This is a genomic window from Streptomyces sp. NPDC058279, from assembly GCF_042881255.1.
Lineage (GTDB): Bacteria > Actinomycetota > Actinomycetes > Streptomycetales > Streptomycetaceae > Streptomyces.
Genome location: NZ_JBHVYA010000006.1, coordinates 164,443 through 180,759, shown reverse-complemented (window position 1 = coordinate 180,759; position 16,317 = coordinate 164,443). Strand labels below are relative to the sequence as shown.

Sequence of the window (16,317 nt, the reverse complement as noted above, 5' to 3'; positions counted from 1 at the left end):
GCCCCATCCTGTCCACCGCCCGGCACGCCCGCGCCCCCTTTTCGGACGGTCCTCAGCCCTGTACGAACTCGGCCCCGAGGTCCCGCAGGCGGCCGTGCAGTTCGGCGAAGACGGCCGCCGCCCGGTCGCCCGGCCAGTCGGCGGGCAGCAACTCGCGCGGCAGCCCCGGGTCGGCGTAGGGCAGCCGGCGCCAGCTGTCCAGGGCGGGCAGGTACAGCCGGTACGCCCGCTCCGGGGTCGGGTCCGGGCCCGACTGGAGGGCGCGCAGGTCCGGCTCGTGCTGGTCGAGGAACTCCTCGTGCTGCTTGGCCAGCGCCGTCAGGTCCCACCAACGGGCCACCGCCTCGGCCGTCGGCGCGAACCCGAGGTGCGCGCCGCGGAACAGCTCCACGTACGGCGTCAGACGCAGCCGCTCCATGGTGCGGCCGGTCTCCTCGTACAGGTGCGCGGGGGCGATCCAGACGCCCGGGGCCACCGCGCCGAATCCGAGCCGGGCCAGCCGGGACCGCAACAGGTGCCGCTTGTGCCGCTCCTGCTCGGGGACGGAGAAGACGGCGACCAGCCACTCCTGTGACAGCCGGGGGGACCCGTAGATCCGCCGGTCGCCGTCCGCCAGCAGTTGTCGGGCCTCCTCGGACAGCTCGTACGCGGCCGATCCGTCGGCCGCCCGCGCGGGCAGCAGGAAGCCGCGCCGCTTCAGTCGGGACACCGACGAGCGGACCGACGGCGGGTCCACGCCGGCCGCGCCCAGCAGGCGGATCAGCGCGGACACCGGGACCGGTCCGTCGAAGGCCCGCCCGTAGGCACCGTAGAACGTGACGATCAGGGATCGCGGAGTGTGCTGCTCGGCCACGGGTTCACTCTAGATCGCGCAGCCGGAAGCGTTGAAGTTTGCCCGTGGGCGTCCGGGGGAGCGCGGGGACGAAGACGAAGGAGCGCGGGCACTTGTGCGGGGCCAGTTCGGCCCGCATGAAGGCCCGCAGCGTCTCCTCCGTCAGGGTGGCCCCGTCCCTCGGCACGGTGTACGCCACGACGACCTGACCGCGGCGTTCGTCGGGGCGGCCGATCACCGCGGCCTCCGCCACGTCCGGGTGGCGCAGCAGGGTCTCCTCCACCTCCGGCCCCGAAATGTTGTAACCCGAGGAGATGATCATGTCGTCGGCGCGGGCGACGTAGCGGAAGTAGCCGTCCGCGTCGCGCACGTACGTGTCCCCGGTCAGGTTCCAGCCGTCCCGTACGTACTCCGCCTGCCGCGGGTCGGCCAGGTACCGGCAGCCCACCGGCCCCCGGACGGCGAGCAGCCCCGGCTCCCCGTCCGCCACGGGCAGCCCCACCGCGTCCACGACGCGGGCCTCCCAGCCCGGCACGGCCCGGCCGGTGGTGCCCGGCCGGATGTCCTCGTCGGCCGCCGAGATGAAGATGTGCAGCAGCTCGGTCGCCCCGATGCCGTTGATGATGCGCAGCCCCGTGCGCTCGTACCACGCCTGCCAGGTCGCGGCGGGCAGGTTCTCGCCCGCCGAGACGCAGCGGCGCAACGCGCAGAGGTCGTAGGCGCCCGCGTCGAACGGGCCCAGGGTGTCCAGCATCGCCCGGTAGGCGGTGGGCGCGGTGAACAGGACGGTCACCCGGTGCTCGACGAGCGCCGGCAGCAGTTGGCGGGGCGCCGCCTGCTCCAGCAGGAGCGTGGAAGCGCCGGCCCGCAGCGGGAAGACCACCAGACCGCCGAGGCCGAAGGTGAAGCCGAGCGGCGGACTGCCGGCGAACACATCGTCGGGCCGGGGGCGCAGCACGTGCCGGGAGAAGGTGTCGGCCACGGCCAGCAGATCGCGGTGGAAGTGCATGCACCCCTTGGGGCGGCCGGTGGTGCCGGAGGTGAAGGCGATCAGGGCGACGTCGTCGGCGGACGTCGCGGCGGCGGCGAACGGTCGCGCGTGCCCTTCGGCGAGACGGAGCAGGTCGTCGGCGGTCGCCCCGCCGTAGGGGGTGATCCGCAGCCCCGGCACCTCCGCCTTGACCAGGTCGTCCAGCGCGTCGACGTGGCACAGGGCGTGCCGCACCTCGGCCATCGCGCACACCGTGGCCAGCTCCTGGGCGCGCTGGCGGGCCAGCACGGTCACCGCCACCGCCCCCGCCTTCATCACCGCCAGCCAGCAGGCGGCCAACCACGGGCCGGTCGGACCGCGCAGCAGCACCCGGTTGCCGGGAACCACGCCCAGGTCGGCGGTGAGGACGTGGGCCAGCCGGTCGACGCGCTCGCGCAGCTCCCCGTACGACCACACCTGCCCGCCGCCGCCCCGGAAGGCGGGACGGTGCGGCCCGAACCGGTCGATGGTGGTGTCCAGCAGCTCGGCCCCGCAGTTCAGCCGGTCCGGATAGGCCAGCTCGGGCAGGTCGAACAGGAGTCGCGGCCAGGCTCCGGCGGGCGGGAGTCTGTCGCGGGTAAACGTGTCGACATGCGCGGAAGGCTTGAGCTCCAAGGCTGGTTCGCCCCCTCGGGACGGTCGCGGGTCGCGTGACGAGCGTATCGTGACGGTGACGGCAGTCAACAGGACGCGATAGATGCGGGGTTGTTTGCATGACCGGATTCGCGCTCGGGGTGGACGAAGAGGAATGGTGCGGGCGGCTGCGCGCCCTGGCGGCGCGGCGGCTGCGGCCGCTGGCCGAGAAGGGCGAGCCGGGCCGGGTCAACCGGCCCCTGCTGGCCGCGCTCGGGGAAGAGGGCCTGCTGGAGCGGGTGTTCGTCTCGGGCGCGCTGGAGCTGTGCCTGTTGCGGGAGTCGCTGGCGTACGGCTGCACCGAGGCCGAGACGGCGTTGGCCCTCCAGGGGCTGGGGGCGTACCCGGTACTGCGGGCCGGGAGCCCGGCGCAGCGGGAGCGGTGGCTGCCGGGGGTACGGGAGGGCCGGCTGGTGGCCGCCTTCGCCCTCAGCGAGCCGGGCGCCGGTTCGGACGCGGCGGCGCTGGCGCTGGCGGCCGGGCGCGACGGGGACGCCTGGCGGCTCACGGGGGAGAAGCGGTGGATCTCCAACGCCCCTGAGGCGGATTTCTACACCGTGTTCGCCCGTACGGGTGAGGGTCCGGGGGCCAAGGGCATCACCGCCTTCCTCGTCCCGGCCGACCGACCGGGCCTGACGGGCGAGGCGCTGGACATGCTCTCCCCGCACCCCATCGGCTCGCTGTCCTTCGACGGGGTGCCGGTCGGCCCCGACGACGTGCTGGGCGAGCCGGGGCGCGGGTTCCGCGTCGCGATGGACACCCTCAACCTGTTCCGGCCCAGCGTCGGGGCCTTCGCCGTGGGCATGGCCCGGGCGGCACTCGACGCGACGCTCGCGCACACGGCGGGTCGCGGCGCCTTCGGCGGGGTCCTCGCGGACCTCCAGGCCGTGGCGCACCGGGTGGCGGACATGGCCACGCGGACCGAGGCCGCCCGGCTGCTGGTGTACGCCGCCGCCGGGGCCTATGACAGCGGTTCGCCGGAGGTGCCGAGGCGGGCGGCCATGGCGAAGCTCCTGGCGACGGAGACGGCCCAGTACGTGGTGGACCACGCGGTCCAGTTGCACGGCGCGATCGCCCTGCAACGCGGCCACCTGCTGGAACACCTGTATCGGGAGGTCCGTGCACCGCGCATCTACGAGGGGGCCAGCGAGGTCCAGCGCACCATCATCGCCAAGGAGCTCTACCGGGAGGTGGCGGCCCGATGAGCCTGGAACGCGTCAACCCGGCGGAACTCGCCCCGCCGACGGGCTTCTCGCACGCCGTCGCGGCGACCGGCTCCCGCCTGGTGTTCCTGGCCGGTCAGACCGCGCTGGACGGCTCCGGCAAGGTGGTGGGGGAGACCCTGCCGGAACAGTTCGAGCGCGCCCTGTCCAACCTGCTCGCGGCGCTCGCGGCGGCCGGCGGGGACCCCGCGCAGCTCGCCCGGGTGACGGTCTATCCGGTGGACGTGGCCGCGTACCGGCGGCACGCGCCGGAACTCGGCCGTATCTGGCGGGACCTGGCCGGGCGCGACTACCCGGCGATGGCGGTGATCGGCGCGGTCAGGCTGTGGGACGAACAGGCGCTGGTCGAACTGGACGGCATCGCCGTCCTGGACTGACGGTCCGCACCGCGCCGCGCCACCATGTCGCGGCGCGGCTTTGACAGCGGGTGGGAAGAGGAGAGAGGGTGTAAATGACCCATTTGCAAAGAACATCCTCAATGCTCGGAGGTGCATCGTTATGCGCCGTGGGATCATTGCGGCACTCGTGGCAGGGGCCGCCGGCGTCACGCTCGGCGTGATGCCGGTGAGCGGCGCGTTCGCCGCGACCCTTCCGCAACACCAGCAACAACACCAGCAACACGGCTCCGACCACTGGCGGGGGAACAACTCGCGCGACTGTGGCTCCTCCCGCGGGAACGGTCACGACAGCGGCTGGCGCAACAACGACCGGAACGACAACGACAACGGTTATTGGAACGACAACGGCAACTGGAACAACGGCTCCTACGGCGGCTATTGGAACAACAATGGCTGGGACGACGGTGGATCCGGTAACCACCACGGTGGCTACTAGGTGAAAGTCGGGTGAGGGCGAGGCCCGTCGACCACGTCAACGGGCCTCGCCGTACGCCCCGATCATGTCGTTGATGAACTGCCGCGTGGCGTCGGGATCGAGGGCCTGCGCCTGGAGGTGGTCGTACATGACCTGGTACGGGTGTCGGTCGACATGTTTCTCCAGGTACAGGTCGCTGGTGAAGCGCTCCAGATAGACGACCCCCGTATCCGATTCCGGGTACGTGAGGATGGAGAACTGGCCTAACACCCCGGGGTGGGCCCCGGCGCTGTGGGGCAGTACCTGCACCGTGATGTGCGGCTCGGCGCCGAGGGAGTTCAGGTGTTCCAGCTGTGCGCGCATGACGCCGGCGTCGCCGACGGTCCGGTGCAGTACGGATTCGTCGAGGATGGTCCATAAGCGAAAGGACCTGGCGGGGTGGTGCACGCGGTGCTGGCGCCGCAGCCGCACGTCCAGGCTGACGGCGGCCTGTTCCGCCGTGGGACACGGGACCGTCTCCGCGATGACGGCGGCCGCGTAGCGGGGCGTCTGCAACAGGCCGGGGACCACCAGCGGTTCGTAGGAGTGGATGGAAGACGCCTCCGTCTCCAGGCCGATGTAGACCCCGTACGGAACGTCGCCGCAGGACACCCACCAACCTTGGCGGCCCGACTCCCGCGCCATGCGCATCAACGATTCGACGAACGGCTGGTCCGTGATGCCGTAGATCCGACACAGGTCGCGTACGTCACGCGGGTTGATCGGGCGGCGTCCGGTCTCGATGAGGCTGATCTTGGGCTGGGACACCATCAGGTGTTTCGCCGCCTGGAGGGAGGTCATGCCCGTGGCCTTGCGCAGCTGGCGAAGCTCCGCGCCCAGCCGGCGCCTTCTGACCGTGGGATTTCCGTTGGCCGCCATGGGCGGTGTACCTCCAGCTCAAGAACATCACGCAGAGGTCACCTCACCCCACGGCCGACATCGGCAAACGCATTGTGCATAGTCGATCCGAGACGGGGGGCATCCGCAGGGCCGGCGTCATCAGTTCGGACTAACGCAGCCCGAACAGCCGTGGGGGCGGGGTCAGTAGCTGCCGTCGATCCAGCGCCGAACGGCCGCGAACGTGGTCTCGTCGAGACCGGAGAGGACTTCGATCGCGTGCAGATCCTCCGGGACGAGGGTGACGCCCGCGATGGTCAGGCAAGCCTGTAGGTCAAGGCGGCGCGAGGGGCTGGGTAATTCCGGCGCGGGCCGGACCGTTGGAGTGGGCCGGGGGTAGGGGAGCCGGAGCCACGGCGGTTCGCCCGCCTCCTCTTCCGGCAGGCCGCGCATGCCCGGGAACCGGTAGGGGTCGAGCCCGTCGGGCGGCACGCTCACCGGTCTTGCAGCGCGTGCGCGCCGGCGGCGATGACCTCGGCGAGCCGGTTGGCGACGGCCGCGCTGCATCCTCCGAGCCGCACGAAGCCGCGGCAGCCCACGGGCCCGTCGTTGCAGAGCGAGGGCAGGGTCAGGCCGGCGAGCGCGAGTGCGGCCTGGAGGTTCGCGACGGCTTCCTCGCCCAGTTCGTACGCGGCGTCCTGGCTCCGCTTGTACCGGAGCCGCTCGGCGTGGGTGGGTTCGTAGGGCATGATCGTGTCCTCTCGCGGGAGACCTCGGGAAACCTTCGGGAGACATGCGGGGGTACGGGACGGACCCGTAGGACTGAGACTGGGTGGAGCCCGTGACTTATGGGTTTGGATCTTCGTTCCTGTGTTGCAAGATCACATTCCTTGAGTCCTGGGAAGGACCCGTGTGTTCACGAGGCCGGCCACGTCCGACCGCGCCGCACCGCGTAGTTCGGCAGTGCGGGGTCGGGGGCGACGGTCGGTTGGCGCAGCAGGGAGAGTGAGCGGTGGCGGTGCCGCGGGGCGGCTTGGCGGGGCGGTCGGGTGAGGGTGATCTGGCGGACGAGTTGCTGGAAGCAGGCCAACGCCGCGATGGGAGGGAGCGTCGCCGCCGCCTGGGCCGCGAATGTCGTGGGGGCCTGGGCCACGCACAGGAGCGTGGCGAGCGTGGAGAACAACAGCACCATGGACCAGGAGTGGACGGCGCGGCGCTGATGTAGTGCCGCCCGGAGGATGGACAGCGAGGCGACCACCCAGGGCCCGTAGATCAGCAGTGGCCACCAGCTGACGACATCGTCCGCCGTGCGCGGGCCGGCGCTGAGGCGCAGGGCCTCGCAGATGGCCAGACCGCTGAAGATGCTCACCACGGCGGCGATGACGGCGACCAGCACGGCGGTGAAGAGGCTCCCCGTTCGGAGCAGGGTCACCACCGACGTCTTGGACGGGGCCCGCCGGTGCCCGTGCCGGCTCGGCGGGAGCGGCCCTTCGCCGGTTACCGGTGGCGGATCGGCGAGCAGACCGGTGGTGTCGGCCGTATCGCCGGCTTCGTCGAAGCCGAACGGGTCGAACGTCTTCGCCGGTCTCGGCCGGACGGCCTCCTGGAGGAGCTGGGCCAGTTCCTCCGCCGGATCCCACGGGACGTTCATCTCGCCCGGTCCGCTGAACGGCTGCTGGTGAGTGACGTGTTGTTCCGGGTCCGGGACCGACCAGAACGCCGAGACGTCCGGCTGCGGGTGGTGGGAGCCGCTCCCGTCGTACTGCTCAAACACGGGTGGTCTTCTCCGCGTGCTCCGCGACGGTGACCCCGGCCGGTCCCGGGTCCGATGACCGCCGGCCGAATTCGGCCTGGAGCCGGTTCATCGTCTCCAAGAAGTCCTCGAAGATCGAGGACGAATAATGGAGATCCACCTTCTGCCCTTCCTGGTGCAGGGACGCGCCCTTTTCAGGGGTCCAGGCCGTGTACGTCCACCGGCCTGCCCTCGTGGCCCGAGTGTCGCCCTCGCCGTCGCCGCCTCCTTCCGCGCCCTGCGGAAACATTGCCGAGTGCTTTGCATTTGTCATAGTCCATAAACGCTTCCGGCGGCGGGGAAGGTGTGGTCCATCCAGGTGATGCGGACCCGGTAAACGTCATTTGACCATTGTCTTTAATCATTTCTCGCCCGCGCGGACGGGTGCGAACCGGCGTGCGGCGGCGCCGACCACGCCGGATGCGTCGAACGGCGGCGCACACTGCCCGGAGCCGGGGCGCTCGCGCCCGCTCACGCGCCCTCGTACAGCTCCGCCCGCCGTCGTGATTCGCCCCCCTGCCGGCGCAATCGGCTGATGTCGCGCAACTCTGCATATGCCGATGCGTTATGTCGAGGTACGAGAGGGCCCATGACACGCCCTTGTCATCAGTCACCGGAGAGGACCCCCTGTTGTGCCAGACATCCTCCTGAGAATCGCGCTGATCTGTGCCGTGCTGGGCACGGGATGCGCCGCCTGGACGTCATCCGGGGTGGGCCGCATGCACGCGATGGACGTCCGCGAACTACGGCGCCAACAACGCTTCAAGCACGTCCTGTCCAGCCGGGAACCGGCACTGAAACCGCCTTCGGAAGGGACACCGGCCGTCGTGCAGACGGCCGGCGCCACCCCTTGCGCCGAGTGTGGTGCCGCCCCTGGTCGGCTCTAGTGCGGTGGCCCGGTGTCCGCACGGGTGTCCGCGCGGCCAGGGGGTCAGCCCTCCGACAGGGCGCCCATCCACTCCTCGATGCCGTCGACCGTGCGCGGGAGGGCGCCTGACATCAGTCGGGCGCCCGTCGCCGTGATGACCAGGTCGTCCTCGATGCGGACCCCGATGCCCCGCAACTCGGCGGGCAGCGTCTCGTCGTCGGGCTGGAGGTAGAGGCCCGGTTCCACCGTGAGGACCTGGCCCTCCTCCAACACCCCGTCCAGATACGTCTCGGCCCGCGCCTTCGCGCAGTCGTGGACGTCCAGCCCCAACATGTGGCCGCTGCTGCACAGGGTGTACCGGCGGTGCAGGTCGCCTTCCGCGTCCTTCAGCACCCCCCACTGCGCGAGCCCGTCCGCGATCACCCGCATCCCCGCGCGGTGGAAGTCCCGGAAGCTCGCGCCCGGCCGCAGCGCCGCGATGCCCGCCTCCTGGGCGGCCAGGACCAGTTCGTACACCTGCCGCTGGACGGGGGAGAACCGGCCCGACAGGGGCAGCGTGCGGGTGATGTCCGCCGTGTAGAGGGTGTCCGTCTCCACGCCCGCGTCCAGCAACAGCAGATCGCCCCGGTCCAGGCGGCCGTCGTTGCGGATCCAGTGCAGGACGCACGCGTGCGCGCCCGACGCGGCGATGGTGTCGTACCCGGTCCCGTTGCCCTCCGCCCGGGCGCGCAGGCCGAAGACGCCCTCGATCCAGCGCTCGCCGCGCGGGTGTTCCAGCGCGCGCGGCAGGGCCCGTACGACGTCCTCGAACCCGGCGGCGGTGTGGTCCACGGCCAGTTGGAGCTGGTCGACCTCCCAGGCGTCCTTGATCAGGCGCAACTCCGAAAGAGCGGAGGCTAGTTCCGTGTCCGCGGAGGCGTCGCGACCGGTCGGGGAGCCGAGCGAGTCCAGGTGGGCGCAGCGGATGCCCGTGAGGCGTTCCGCCTCCGCCAGGTCGGCGCGGCGCCCCACCCAGAACTCCCCGTACCGGCGGTCGCGGTAGAACTCCTCGTTGCCGTCGGCGCGCGGCGAGCGGGGGCGCAGGTAGAGCACCGCCTCATGCCCGTGCGGGCCCGAGGGCTCCAGCACCAGGACGTGACCCACCTGGTCCTCGCCGGTCAGGCCCGTCAGCCAGGCGTACGCGCTGTGCGGACGGAAGCGGTGGTCGCAGTCGTTGGAGCGGACCTTCAGTTCGCCGGCGCGGACGATCAGCCGCTCGCCCGGAAAGCGCGCCGAGAGCCGGGCGCGGCGGCCGGGCGTGACGTCGTACGCCTGAGTCCTGCTTGAGCCGGCCAGGGGTGACGGGCTCCAGCCGCCCGCCATGAAGCGGGACAGTTCCGGGGAGACGGGCAGGTCATGGCTGCCGATGTGCAGGCGGGCGGAGGCGTCGGTCACGGGGGCTCCCTGAAAGAGAAGCGAACTGGTGGGCGCACAGGGGTTGTCAGTGCAATTTCACATTACTATGTTACAGCTCACACCGCGCCGCGTTAATCCCCGTCAAACGCCGCGTGAAGCAGGGCAGTTGCAACACCTCGCACCACCTCGTGCGTCTCGCACGTCCTCACTCTCCCTTCCCCACAGGAGTCCCTGGTGTCCCAGCACAGAGCTGTGCGTTCATCCCTCCTCTCCGCCGCCGTCGCCGTCACGCTCCTGGCCTCCGCCGGCCAGGCCGTGACCCAGGCCGCCGAGACGGGCGCCCCGGTACCCGCGACCTTCGCCTCCGGCCCGGCGGCCGGCGGAGCCCCCGGCGCCATCGCGCCGAACCCCTTCGACGAGGTCGAGCACCGCGCCGACGCCCTGTCGCCCACCGCCACCGCCGCATCGGCGCCCGCCCCCGGCGGCCAGGCGATATCCGACGGCAAGGTCCCGGGCGCCGCGCCGGCCGCGGGCGCCGCCGCCACCGGACAGCGGACGGACCAGAGCCGGAAGCCGGCGACCGCCCGGAGCGCCCCCACCACCCGGGGCCTGGCCGTCAACGTGCCCTGCACCCTCGACGGGATCAAGGGACTCTCCCCCGAGCAGTTCGCCGACTTCCTCGCCGACCCGGCCGTCCTCGCGGACGGCTGCCTGCGCGGGCTCATCTGGACCTGGGACGCCCGTCTGGCGCCCGCCATGGACGACGCGCACGTCCAGGCCGTCTCCCGCCGGATATCCACCCTGGCCGCCGCCCACGACGGCCGTAACTCCTCCCACCTGGAGGAGATGTTCACCTACCTGCACGCCGCCGTGTACCACGACTTCTCGCGCGACGAGATCGACCTCACCGACGCCGCGACCGTCGACGCGATGCGCAAGGCGATCGCCGACTTCGGCAACGCCGCCCACACCTTCGACGCCACCGCCTCCAACGCCCGGACCCTGCGCGAGGCCCTCTACGCGACCGGCCCGGGCCTGCGCCAATACCAGCTCGGCCTCATCACCAAGGTCCTGGCCACCATGGACGCGTCGCACCCGGCGACCGACAAGGACGCCTCCTGGGGCGGCGCGGTCCTCGCCGCCCTCACCATCAACTACCTCGGTGTGTACCCGGGCAACGAGGACAGCGCCTTCCACGCCGCCGTATCCGCGGACCCCTCCTACCGGGCGGCCTTCAAGGCGTTCGCCGGCTACACCCACCTCAAGGGCACCGCCAACGACTGGGCGGCCCGCGACGCGCTCGGCGAGTACGGCCGGTTCGGCCAGATCGACGGGCTCAAGGACCAGACCGTCGCCGACCTCGGCGCGCTCCTCGGGCCGGTCAAGACCGGGTGGGGCGCCGGCAGCGAGCAGTGGGCGAAGGTCGTCTCGTGGCTGAACACCTACGACGCCTGCAAGCCGTACGGGGTGTGCAAGGAGGACATCGAGAAGATGCTCTTCCCCAACACGTACACCTACGACAACGGCGGCATCAAGGTCCGCACGGCCCTGGACCGGGCCACCGTCGACCAGCTCTACTACGCGAGCAAGCAGGTCAAGACGCAGTTCCACCGGGTGCTCGGCACCGACCAGCCGCTCGCGGGCGACCCCAACACCACGCTGAACATCGTGCTCTACGCCTCCCGCGCCGACTACGTCACCTACCAGACGATGCTCAACGGCTACGGCACCAACAACGGCGGCATGTACATCGAGAACGGCGCCACCTTCTACACCTACCAGCGCCGGGTCCCGCAGGACTCCAGCCTCACCCTCGAAGAGCTCTTCCGCCACGAGTACACGCACTACCTCAACGGCCGGTTCGCCGTCCCCGGCCTCTTCGGCGAGGGCCCCTGGTACGAGGGCGACCGCACGACCGCCATGGACGAGGGCACCGCCGAGTTCTTCGACGGCGCCACCCGCGACAACGGCATCGCCGTCCGCAAGTCCCTGGTCAAGGGCGTCATCGCCGACACCGCCGGCGGCGGCCCCCGGATGTCGGTCGAGCAACTGCTGAACGCCACCTACGACGGCGACGGGTTCCGGTTCTACGACTACGCCGGCACGTTCTTCGAGTTCCTGTGGACCGAGAAGCCGACCCTGCTGCGCGAGATGTACACCCACCTGCGCGCGAACGACGTCGCCGGATTCGACTCCTGGCGGCACCGGATGGGCGCGGACACCTACCTCCAGCGCGACTACGACAAGTTCCTGGACGCCCAGATCGCCAAGGTGGACCAGCTCTACGTGCCGAACACCACCTTCACCGCCAACGACCAACTGCGCGACTCCGCGCTCGCGAACGTGAAGTCCTCGTTCGCGACGGCCACGTACAACACCCCCGACTGCGTCGAGAACGGCGACCCCGGCAAGCGCCGGTTCACCTGTACCGGCCGGATCACCGCGAACCTGAAGAACTGGCGCAGCGACGACCAGAACTTCAAGGACATGTCCGAGACGGTGGACTACTTCATCCTGGACCGCTCGGCACCCGCCTCGAACAACCTGGCCGACATGAACTGCTCCTTCGGTCCCGTGGAGATCTGGACCAACCACGTGGCGGGGACGTCGAGTTACAGCTGCGAGGGCCCGCTGCGCAGCTGATCGCGGACTCGGACCGGTCCCTCGCGAGAACGGGGGAGGGACCGGTCCGGGCGCACCCCGGCCGACTCGGGCCTCCGGCCCGGGCGGAGCCTAGGCACTCGATAAAGAATGTGACATATTACTGCCGTGCCCAAGAGAAGTAGCAGCCTGGACGCCGTCATCATCGGCGCGGGCGTCGTGGGAGCCGCGTGCGCGTACTACGCCACCCGCGCCGGACTGCGCGTGGCCGTCGTCGACCGGGGCTCCGTCGCCGGCGGTACCACCGGTGCGGGCGAGGGGAACCTGCTCGTCTCCGACAAGGAAGCCGGACCCGAGCTCGACCTCGCCCTGCTGTCGGCGACCCGCTGGCGCGAACTCGCCGCCCTGCTCCCGCCGGAGATGGAGTACGAGGACAAGGGCGGCCTGGTCGTCGCCCCGGACGAGGCTTCGCTCAAGGCGCTGCGCGGCTTCGCGGAAGGCCAGCGCGCCGCCGGCGTCACCGCCGTCGAGGTGGCCGCGGACGACCTGCGCGAGCTGGAGCCCCACCTGGCACCGGGACTCGCGGGGGGCTTCCACTACCCGCAGGACTCCCAGGTCCAGCCCGCCCAGGCGGCGGCCCGGCTGCTGGCCGCCGCGGCCGGCGCGGGGGCCCTGGTCCACCTGGGCGAGGAGGTCACGGCCCTCGTGGTGGAGCGCGGCGCCGTACGGGGGGTGCGCACCGGCGCCCGGGACATCCTCGCCCCGGCCGTCGTCAACGCCACCGGCACCTGGGGCGGCCGGATCGCCGAACTCGCCGGGACGACACTGCCGGTGCTCCCGCGCCGCGGCTTCGTCCTGGTGACCGAGCCGCTGCCGAGGGTCGTGCGGCACAAGGTCTACGCGGCCGACTACATCGCCGACGTGGCCAGCGGCTCGGCGGCCCTGCAGTCCTCGGCGGTGGTCGAGGGCACCCCGTCCGGGCCGGTGCTCATCGGGGCCACCCGGGAACGGGTCGGCTTCGACCGTTCCCTGTCGGTGGACGCCCTGCGCCGGCTCGCGTCCCAGGCGGCGGCGCTCTTCCCCGTACTGGCCGACGTACGGGTCCTGCGCACGTACCACGGCTTCCGCCCCTACCTCCCCGACCACCTCCCCGCCATCGGGCCCGACCCCCGGGTGCCCGGCCTGCTGCACGCCTGCGGGCACGAGGGCGCGGGCATCGGGCTGGCCCCGGCCACCGGCGTGCTGATCGCGGCGGCCCTGACCGGAGCCGAACCGCCGCTGGACCCGGGCCCCTTCCGGCCGGACCGGCCCTTCGAGCGGGAACCCGGCGCGGAGGGGGAGCGGTGAGCCGGCCGTACGACGTCGCCCGCGCGGCCCCGCCCGCGGCGTCGGCCGTGGCACCCGCCGCGCCGCCCGTAGCCCCGCCCGTAGTCCCGCCCCCTAGTCCCGCCCGGAGAAGGAGACCGCCGATGAGCCGGCGCACCGGTGACCGCTCGCCCCGCGACCTGGTGGGCGGAGCCGCGCGGGAGACCTACGCCCTGCGCTTCGACGGCCGCGAACTGCCCGCCGAATCCGGCCAGAGCATCGCCGCCGTGCTGTGGAGCGCGGGCATCCTCGCCTGGCGCACGACCCGCGGAGGGGGCGCCCCGCGCGGGGCGTTCTGCGGGATCGGCAGTTGCTTCGACTGCCTCGTCACCGTCAACGGCCGGCCCAACCAACGGGCCTGTCTGGTCCCGGCGCGGGCCGGCGACACCGTCACCACCCAGGAAGGGACCGGCCGTGCCGACCTCGCCGTCTGACCCCGGTGCGCCCGCAGCGCCCGATGCCTCCGGCGTCCCGTTCGATGTGGCCGTCGTCGGCGCCGGGCCCGCCGGGCTGGCGGGCGCCGTCACCGCCGCCCGCCTGGGGCTGCGGGTGGCGTTGCTCGACGCGGGGGAGCGCCCCGGCGGCCAGTTCTACCGCCGGCCCGCCCCCGGCCTCGGCGCCGAGCGCCCCGAGGCCCTGCACCACGGCTGGGCCGCCTTCGCCTCCCGGGAAACCGCCCTGCGCGCCCACGAGTCGGCGGGCCGGATCAACTGCCTTCCGGCCCACCACGTCTGGACCGTGGTCCCGGACGGCGACCTCTGGACCCTGCATGCCGTCGCCGGCCCCGAGGAGCGGTCCGCCACCGTCCGGGCCCGCGCCGTCCTGCTGGCCACCGGGGCGTACGAACGGCAACTCCCCTTCGCCGGCTGGACGCTGCCCGGGGTGATCGGGGCGGGTGGGGCCCAGGCCATGCTCAAGGGCGGACTCGTACTGCCGGGCAAGCGGGTGGTCGTCGCCGGGAGCGGGCCGTTGCTGCTCGCCGTGGCCGGCTCCCTCGCGGCTGCCGGAGCCACCGTCCCGGCCGTCGTGGAAGCCGCCTCCTACACCGCGTACGCGGGGCGGCTGCCCACCCTGCTGCGCAACCCGGGCAAGCTCACCGAGGCCGCCACGTACGGCGGGGCGCTGCTGCGGCACGGCGTCCGCCTGCTGACCCGGCGCGCCGTCATCGAGGCCCACGGCCGGGGCAGGGTCGAGGCCGTCACCGTGGCCCGGGTCGATGGCGACTGGCGGCCGCTGCCCGGCACGGAGCGGCGGATCCCCTGCGACGCCTTGGCCGTCGGCCACGGCCTCGTGCCCCAGCTGGAGTTGGCGACCTCCCTCGGCTGTGCCACCCGGCCCGGCGCGGACGGGACCGTCGCCCTGGAACTGGACGCGCGGCAGCGGACCTCCGTCCCCGGCATCTGGTCCGCCGGTGAGACCGGCGGCATCGGTGGCGCCCAACTGGCCCTGATCGAGGGCGAACTGGCGGCCTTCGCGATCGCCGGCCGCCCGGCACCCGCGGCGCTGGTCCGCCGCCGCTCGCGGCTGCGCGCCTTCGCCGGGGCGATGGCCGCCGCCCACCGGCCGGGCGCCGGCTGGACCGACTGGCTGCGCGCGGACACCGACGTGTGCCGCTGCGAGGAGGTCCCGGCAGGCCGGATCCGCGAGGCCACCCGCGACCTCGGCGCACGGGACTCCCGTACGGTCAAACTGCTCACCCGGGCCGGAATGGGCTGGTGCCAGGGCCGGATGTGCGGCCCGGCCGTGGCCGCCCTGGCCGGCGAGACCGCCACCGGGGCCGGCGCCGCCCCCGACCGGCGCCCCCTCTCCTGCCCCGTCCCGCTGCGCCACCTGGCCGAACTTCCGCCGAACACCCACTGATCCGATCCGGATCGGGCCGGTCCGGACCCTTGTGGCCGGCTTGCGCCCACTAGTAAAATGTCACACACCACCCTAGGGAGTCCTCCATGACACACGCGCACACCCCCGCGCCCGTCCCGCCCCGCACCCGCCCCTGGCACGGCATCATGGTCGCCACCGCGCTGCCCCTGCGCGAAGACCTCGGCGTCGACTACGACGCCTACGCCGAGCACGTCTCCTGGCTCATCGACAACGGCTGCGACGGCGTCGTCCCCAACGGCTCCCTCGGCGAGTACCAGACCCTCACCGACGAGGAACGCGCGCGGGTCGTCCGTACCGCCGTCGAGGCGGCGGGCGACGGCGACCGGGTCATGCCCGGGGTCGCCGCCTACGGCAGCGCCGAGGCGCGCCGTTGGGCCGAGCAGGCCGCCGAGGCCGGCGCCGGCTCCGTCCTGCTGCTGCCGCCCAACGCGTTCCGCGCCGACGAGCAGACCGTCCGCGCCCACTACGCCGAGGTGGCCCGCGCGGGCCTGCCCGTCGTCGCGTACAACAACCCCACCGACACCAAGGTGGACCTGACGCCCGCGCTGCTGGCCCGGTTGCACGGGGACGGCAGCATCGTCGCCGTCAAGGAGTTCAGCGGAGACGTCCGACGCGCCTACGAGATCGCCGAACTCGCGCCCGGACTGGACCTGTTGATCGGCGCCGACGACGTGCTCCTCGAACTGGCCCTCGCCGGCGCCGTCGGCTGGATCGCCGGCTACCCCAACGCCCTCCCGCGGTCCTGCGCCACCCTCTACCGGGCGGCCGTCGCGGGCGACCTCGCCACCGCGCTGCCGCTCTACAAGTCCCTGCACTCGCTGTTGCGCTGGGACTCCAAGACGGAGTTCGTGCAGGCCATCAAGTTGTCCATGGACCTGGCGGGGCGTCCCGGCGGCGCCACCCGGCCGCCGCGCTTCCCGCTCACGGGCGAGACCGAGGCGGCCGTCCGCGCCGCCACCGAGAAGGCCCTCGCCGAGGGCCTCAACTAGCAGAGGTGGGGGGAGACCC

Annotated in this window: 16 protein-coding genes; 8 read left to right on the top strand and 8 right to left on the bottom strand. The window is 72.4% G+C overall.

All coding sequences use genetic code 11. The features are described 5' to 3' along the window. Nucleotides 1-52: 52 nt before the first annotated feature. Nucleotides 53-853 carry a PaaX family transcriptional regulator C-terminal domain-containing protein gene (locus ACFVXJ_RS14500; RefSeq protein ID WP_389662040.1) on the bottom strand — a complete coding sequence of 267 codons (801 nt, stop codon included), beginning with the start codon at nt 851-853 and terminating at the stop codon, nt 53-55. A gap of 4 nt (nt 854-857) precedes the next feature. After that, nucleotides 858-2,477: an AMP-binding protein gene (locus ACFVXJ_RS14495; protein WP_389662039.1), complete on the bottom strand. Its 1,620-nt coding sequence runs from the start codon at nt 2,475-2,477 to the stop codon at nt 858-860. Between the two features lie 98 nt (nt 2,478-2,575). Here ACFVXJ_RS14495 and ACFVXJ_RS14490 point away from each other — a divergent pair, with 98 nt between their 5' ends. The 3 genes from ACFVXJ_RS14490 (at nt 2,576) to ACFVXJ_RS14480 (ending at nt 4,552) form a co-directional block, all read left to right on the top strand. Beyond that, complete coding sequence (locus ACFVXJ_RS14490; RefSeq protein WP_389662038.1) at nt 2,576-3,700, top strand: acyl-CoA dehydrogenase family protein; 1,125 nt, start codon at nt 2,576-2,578, stop codon at nt 3,698-3,700. Further along, nucleotides 3,697-4,095, top strand: a complete 399-nt coding sequence (locus ACFVXJ_RS14485; protein WP_389662037.1) for a RidA family protein — start codon at nt 3,697-3,699, stop codon at nt 4,093-4,095. Before ACFVXJ_RS14490 ends, ACFVXJ_RS14485 begins: the two co-directional genes overlap by 4 nt. A 148-nt stretch (nt 4,096-4,243) precedes the next feature. After that, nucleotides 4,244-4,552, top strand: coding sequence for a hypothetical protein (locus tag ACFVXJ_RS14480; RefSeq protein WP_389662036.1), 309 nt, complete (start codon nt 4,244-4,246; stop codon nt 4,550-4,552). 36 nt (nt 4,553-4,588) lie between these two features. Here ACFVXJ_RS14480 and ACFVXJ_RS14475 read toward each other — a convergent pair whose 3' ends face one another. From ACFVXJ_RS14475 to ACFVXJ_RS14450, 6 genes are all read right to left on the bottom strand, one after another. Next, nucleotides 4,589-5,449 carry a helix-turn-helix domain-containing protein gene (locus ACFVXJ_RS14475; protein WP_389662035.1) on the bottom strand — a complete coding sequence of 287 codons (861 nt, stop codon included), beginning with the start codon at nt 5,447-5,449 and terminating at the stop codon, nt 4,589-4,591. 162 nt (nt 5,450-5,611) lie between these two features. Then, nucleotides 5,612-5,899 (bottom strand): hypothetical protein, encoded by a 288-nt coding sequence (locus tag ACFVXJ_RS14470; RefSeq protein ID WP_389662034.1) that lies wholly within the window; start codon nt 5,897-5,899, stop codon nt 5,612-5,614. Between the two features lie 2 nt (nt 5,900-5,901). Next, nucleotides 5,902-6,156 (bottom strand): hypothetical protein, encoded by a 255-nt coding sequence (locus ACFVXJ_RS14465; RefSeq protein WP_389662033.1) that lies wholly within the window; start codon nt 6,154-6,156, stop codon nt 5,902-5,904. Between the two features lie 167 nt (nt 6,157-6,323). After that, nucleotides 6,324-7,181: a hypothetical protein gene (locus tag ACFVXJ_RS14460; RefSeq protein ID WP_389662032.1), complete on the bottom strand. Its 858-nt coding sequence runs from the start codon at nt 7,179-7,181 to the stop codon at nt 6,324-6,326. Then, the gene (locus tag ACFVXJ_RS14455) at nt 7,174-7,320 is read right to left on the bottom strand and encodes a hypothetical protein (protein ID WP_389662031.1); all 147 of its coding nucleotides are present in this window, start codon (nt 7,318-7,320) and stop codon (nt 7,174-7,176) included. The genes ACFVXJ_RS14460 and ACFVXJ_RS14455 overlap by 8 nt, the downstream gene beginning before the upstream one ends. An 810-nt stretch (nt 7,321-8,130) precedes the next feature. Continuing rightward, entirely contained in the window at nt 8,131-9,501 is a 1,371-nt protein-coding gene (locus ACFVXJ_RS14450; RefSeq protein ID WP_389662030.1) for an aminopeptidase P family protein, read from the bottom strand. Nucleotides 9,502-9,696: 195 nt separating this feature from the next. Here ACFVXJ_RS14450 and ACFVXJ_RS14445 point away from each other — a divergent pair, with 195 nt between their 5' ends. The 5 genes from ACFVXJ_RS14445 to ACFVXJ_RS14425 all read left to right on the top strand — a co-directional run bounded on the left by ACFVXJ_RS14445 (nt 9,697) and on the right by ACFVXJ_RS14425 (nt 16,298). Beyond that, a complete protein-coding gene (locus ACFVXJ_RS14445; protein WP_389662029.1) occupies nt 9,697-12,105 on the top strand; it encodes a collagenase in 2,409 nt (802 codons plus the stop codon). Nucleotides 12,106-12,231: 126 nt separating this feature from the next. Beyond that, complete coding sequence (locus ACFVXJ_RS14440; RefSeq protein WP_389662028.1) at nt 12,232-13,410, top strand: NAD(P)/FAD-dependent oxidoreductase; 1,179 nt, start codon at nt 12,232-12,234, stop codon at nt 13,408-13,410. Between the two features lie 122 nt (nt 13,411-13,532). Then, nucleotides 13,533-13,862, top strand: coding sequence for a (2Fe-2S)-binding protein (locus tag ACFVXJ_RS14435; protein WP_389662027.1), 330 nt, complete (start codon nt 13,533-13,535; stop codon nt 13,860-13,862). Next, nucleotides 13,843-15,288, top strand: coding sequence for an FAD-dependent oxidoreductase (locus tag ACFVXJ_RS14430; RefSeq protein WP_389662026.1), 1,446 nt, complete (start codon nt 13,843-13,845; stop codon nt 15,286-15,288). Before ACFVXJ_RS14435 ends, ACFVXJ_RS14430 begins: the two co-directional genes overlap by 20 nt. An 86-nt stretch (nt 15,289-15,374) precedes the next feature. Next, nucleotides 15,375-16,298, top strand: a complete 924-nt coding sequence (locus ACFVXJ_RS14425) for a dihydrodipicolinate synthase family protein (RefSeq protein WP_389662025.1) — start codon at nt 15,375-15,377, stop codon at nt 16,296-16,298. Nucleotides 16,299-16,317 lie beyond the last annotated feature (19 nt).

What these genes read in the sequence shown, in the direction of transcription:
- ACFVXJ_RS14490 (WP_389662038.1), top strand. Translation starts at nt 2,576, where the DNA reads ATGACCGGATTCGCGCTCGGGGTGGACGAAGAGGAATGGTGCGGGCGG.
- ACFVXJ_RS14485 (WP_389662037.1), top strand. Translation starts at nt 3,697, where the DNA reads ATGAGCCTGGAACGCGTCAACCCGGCGGAACTCGCCCCGCCGACGGGC.
- ACFVXJ_RS14475 (WP_389662035.1), bottom strand. Translation starts at nt 5,449, where the DNA reads ATGGCGGCCAACGGAAATCCCACGGTCAGAAGGCGCCGGCTGGGCGCG.
- ACFVXJ_RS14465 (WP_389662033.1), bottom strand. Translation starts at nt 6,156, where the DNA reads ATGCCCTACGAACCCACCCACGCCGAGCGGCTCCGGTACAAGCGGAGC.
- ACFVXJ_RS14435 (WP_389662027.1), top strand. Translation starts at nt 13,533, where the DNA reads ATGAGCCGGCGCACCGGTGACCGCTCGCCCCGCGACCTGGTGGGCGGA.
- ACFVXJ_RS14425 (WP_389662025.1), top strand. Translation starts at nt 15,375, where the DNA reads ATGACACACGCGCACACCCCCGCGCCCGTCCCGCCCCGCACCCGCCCC.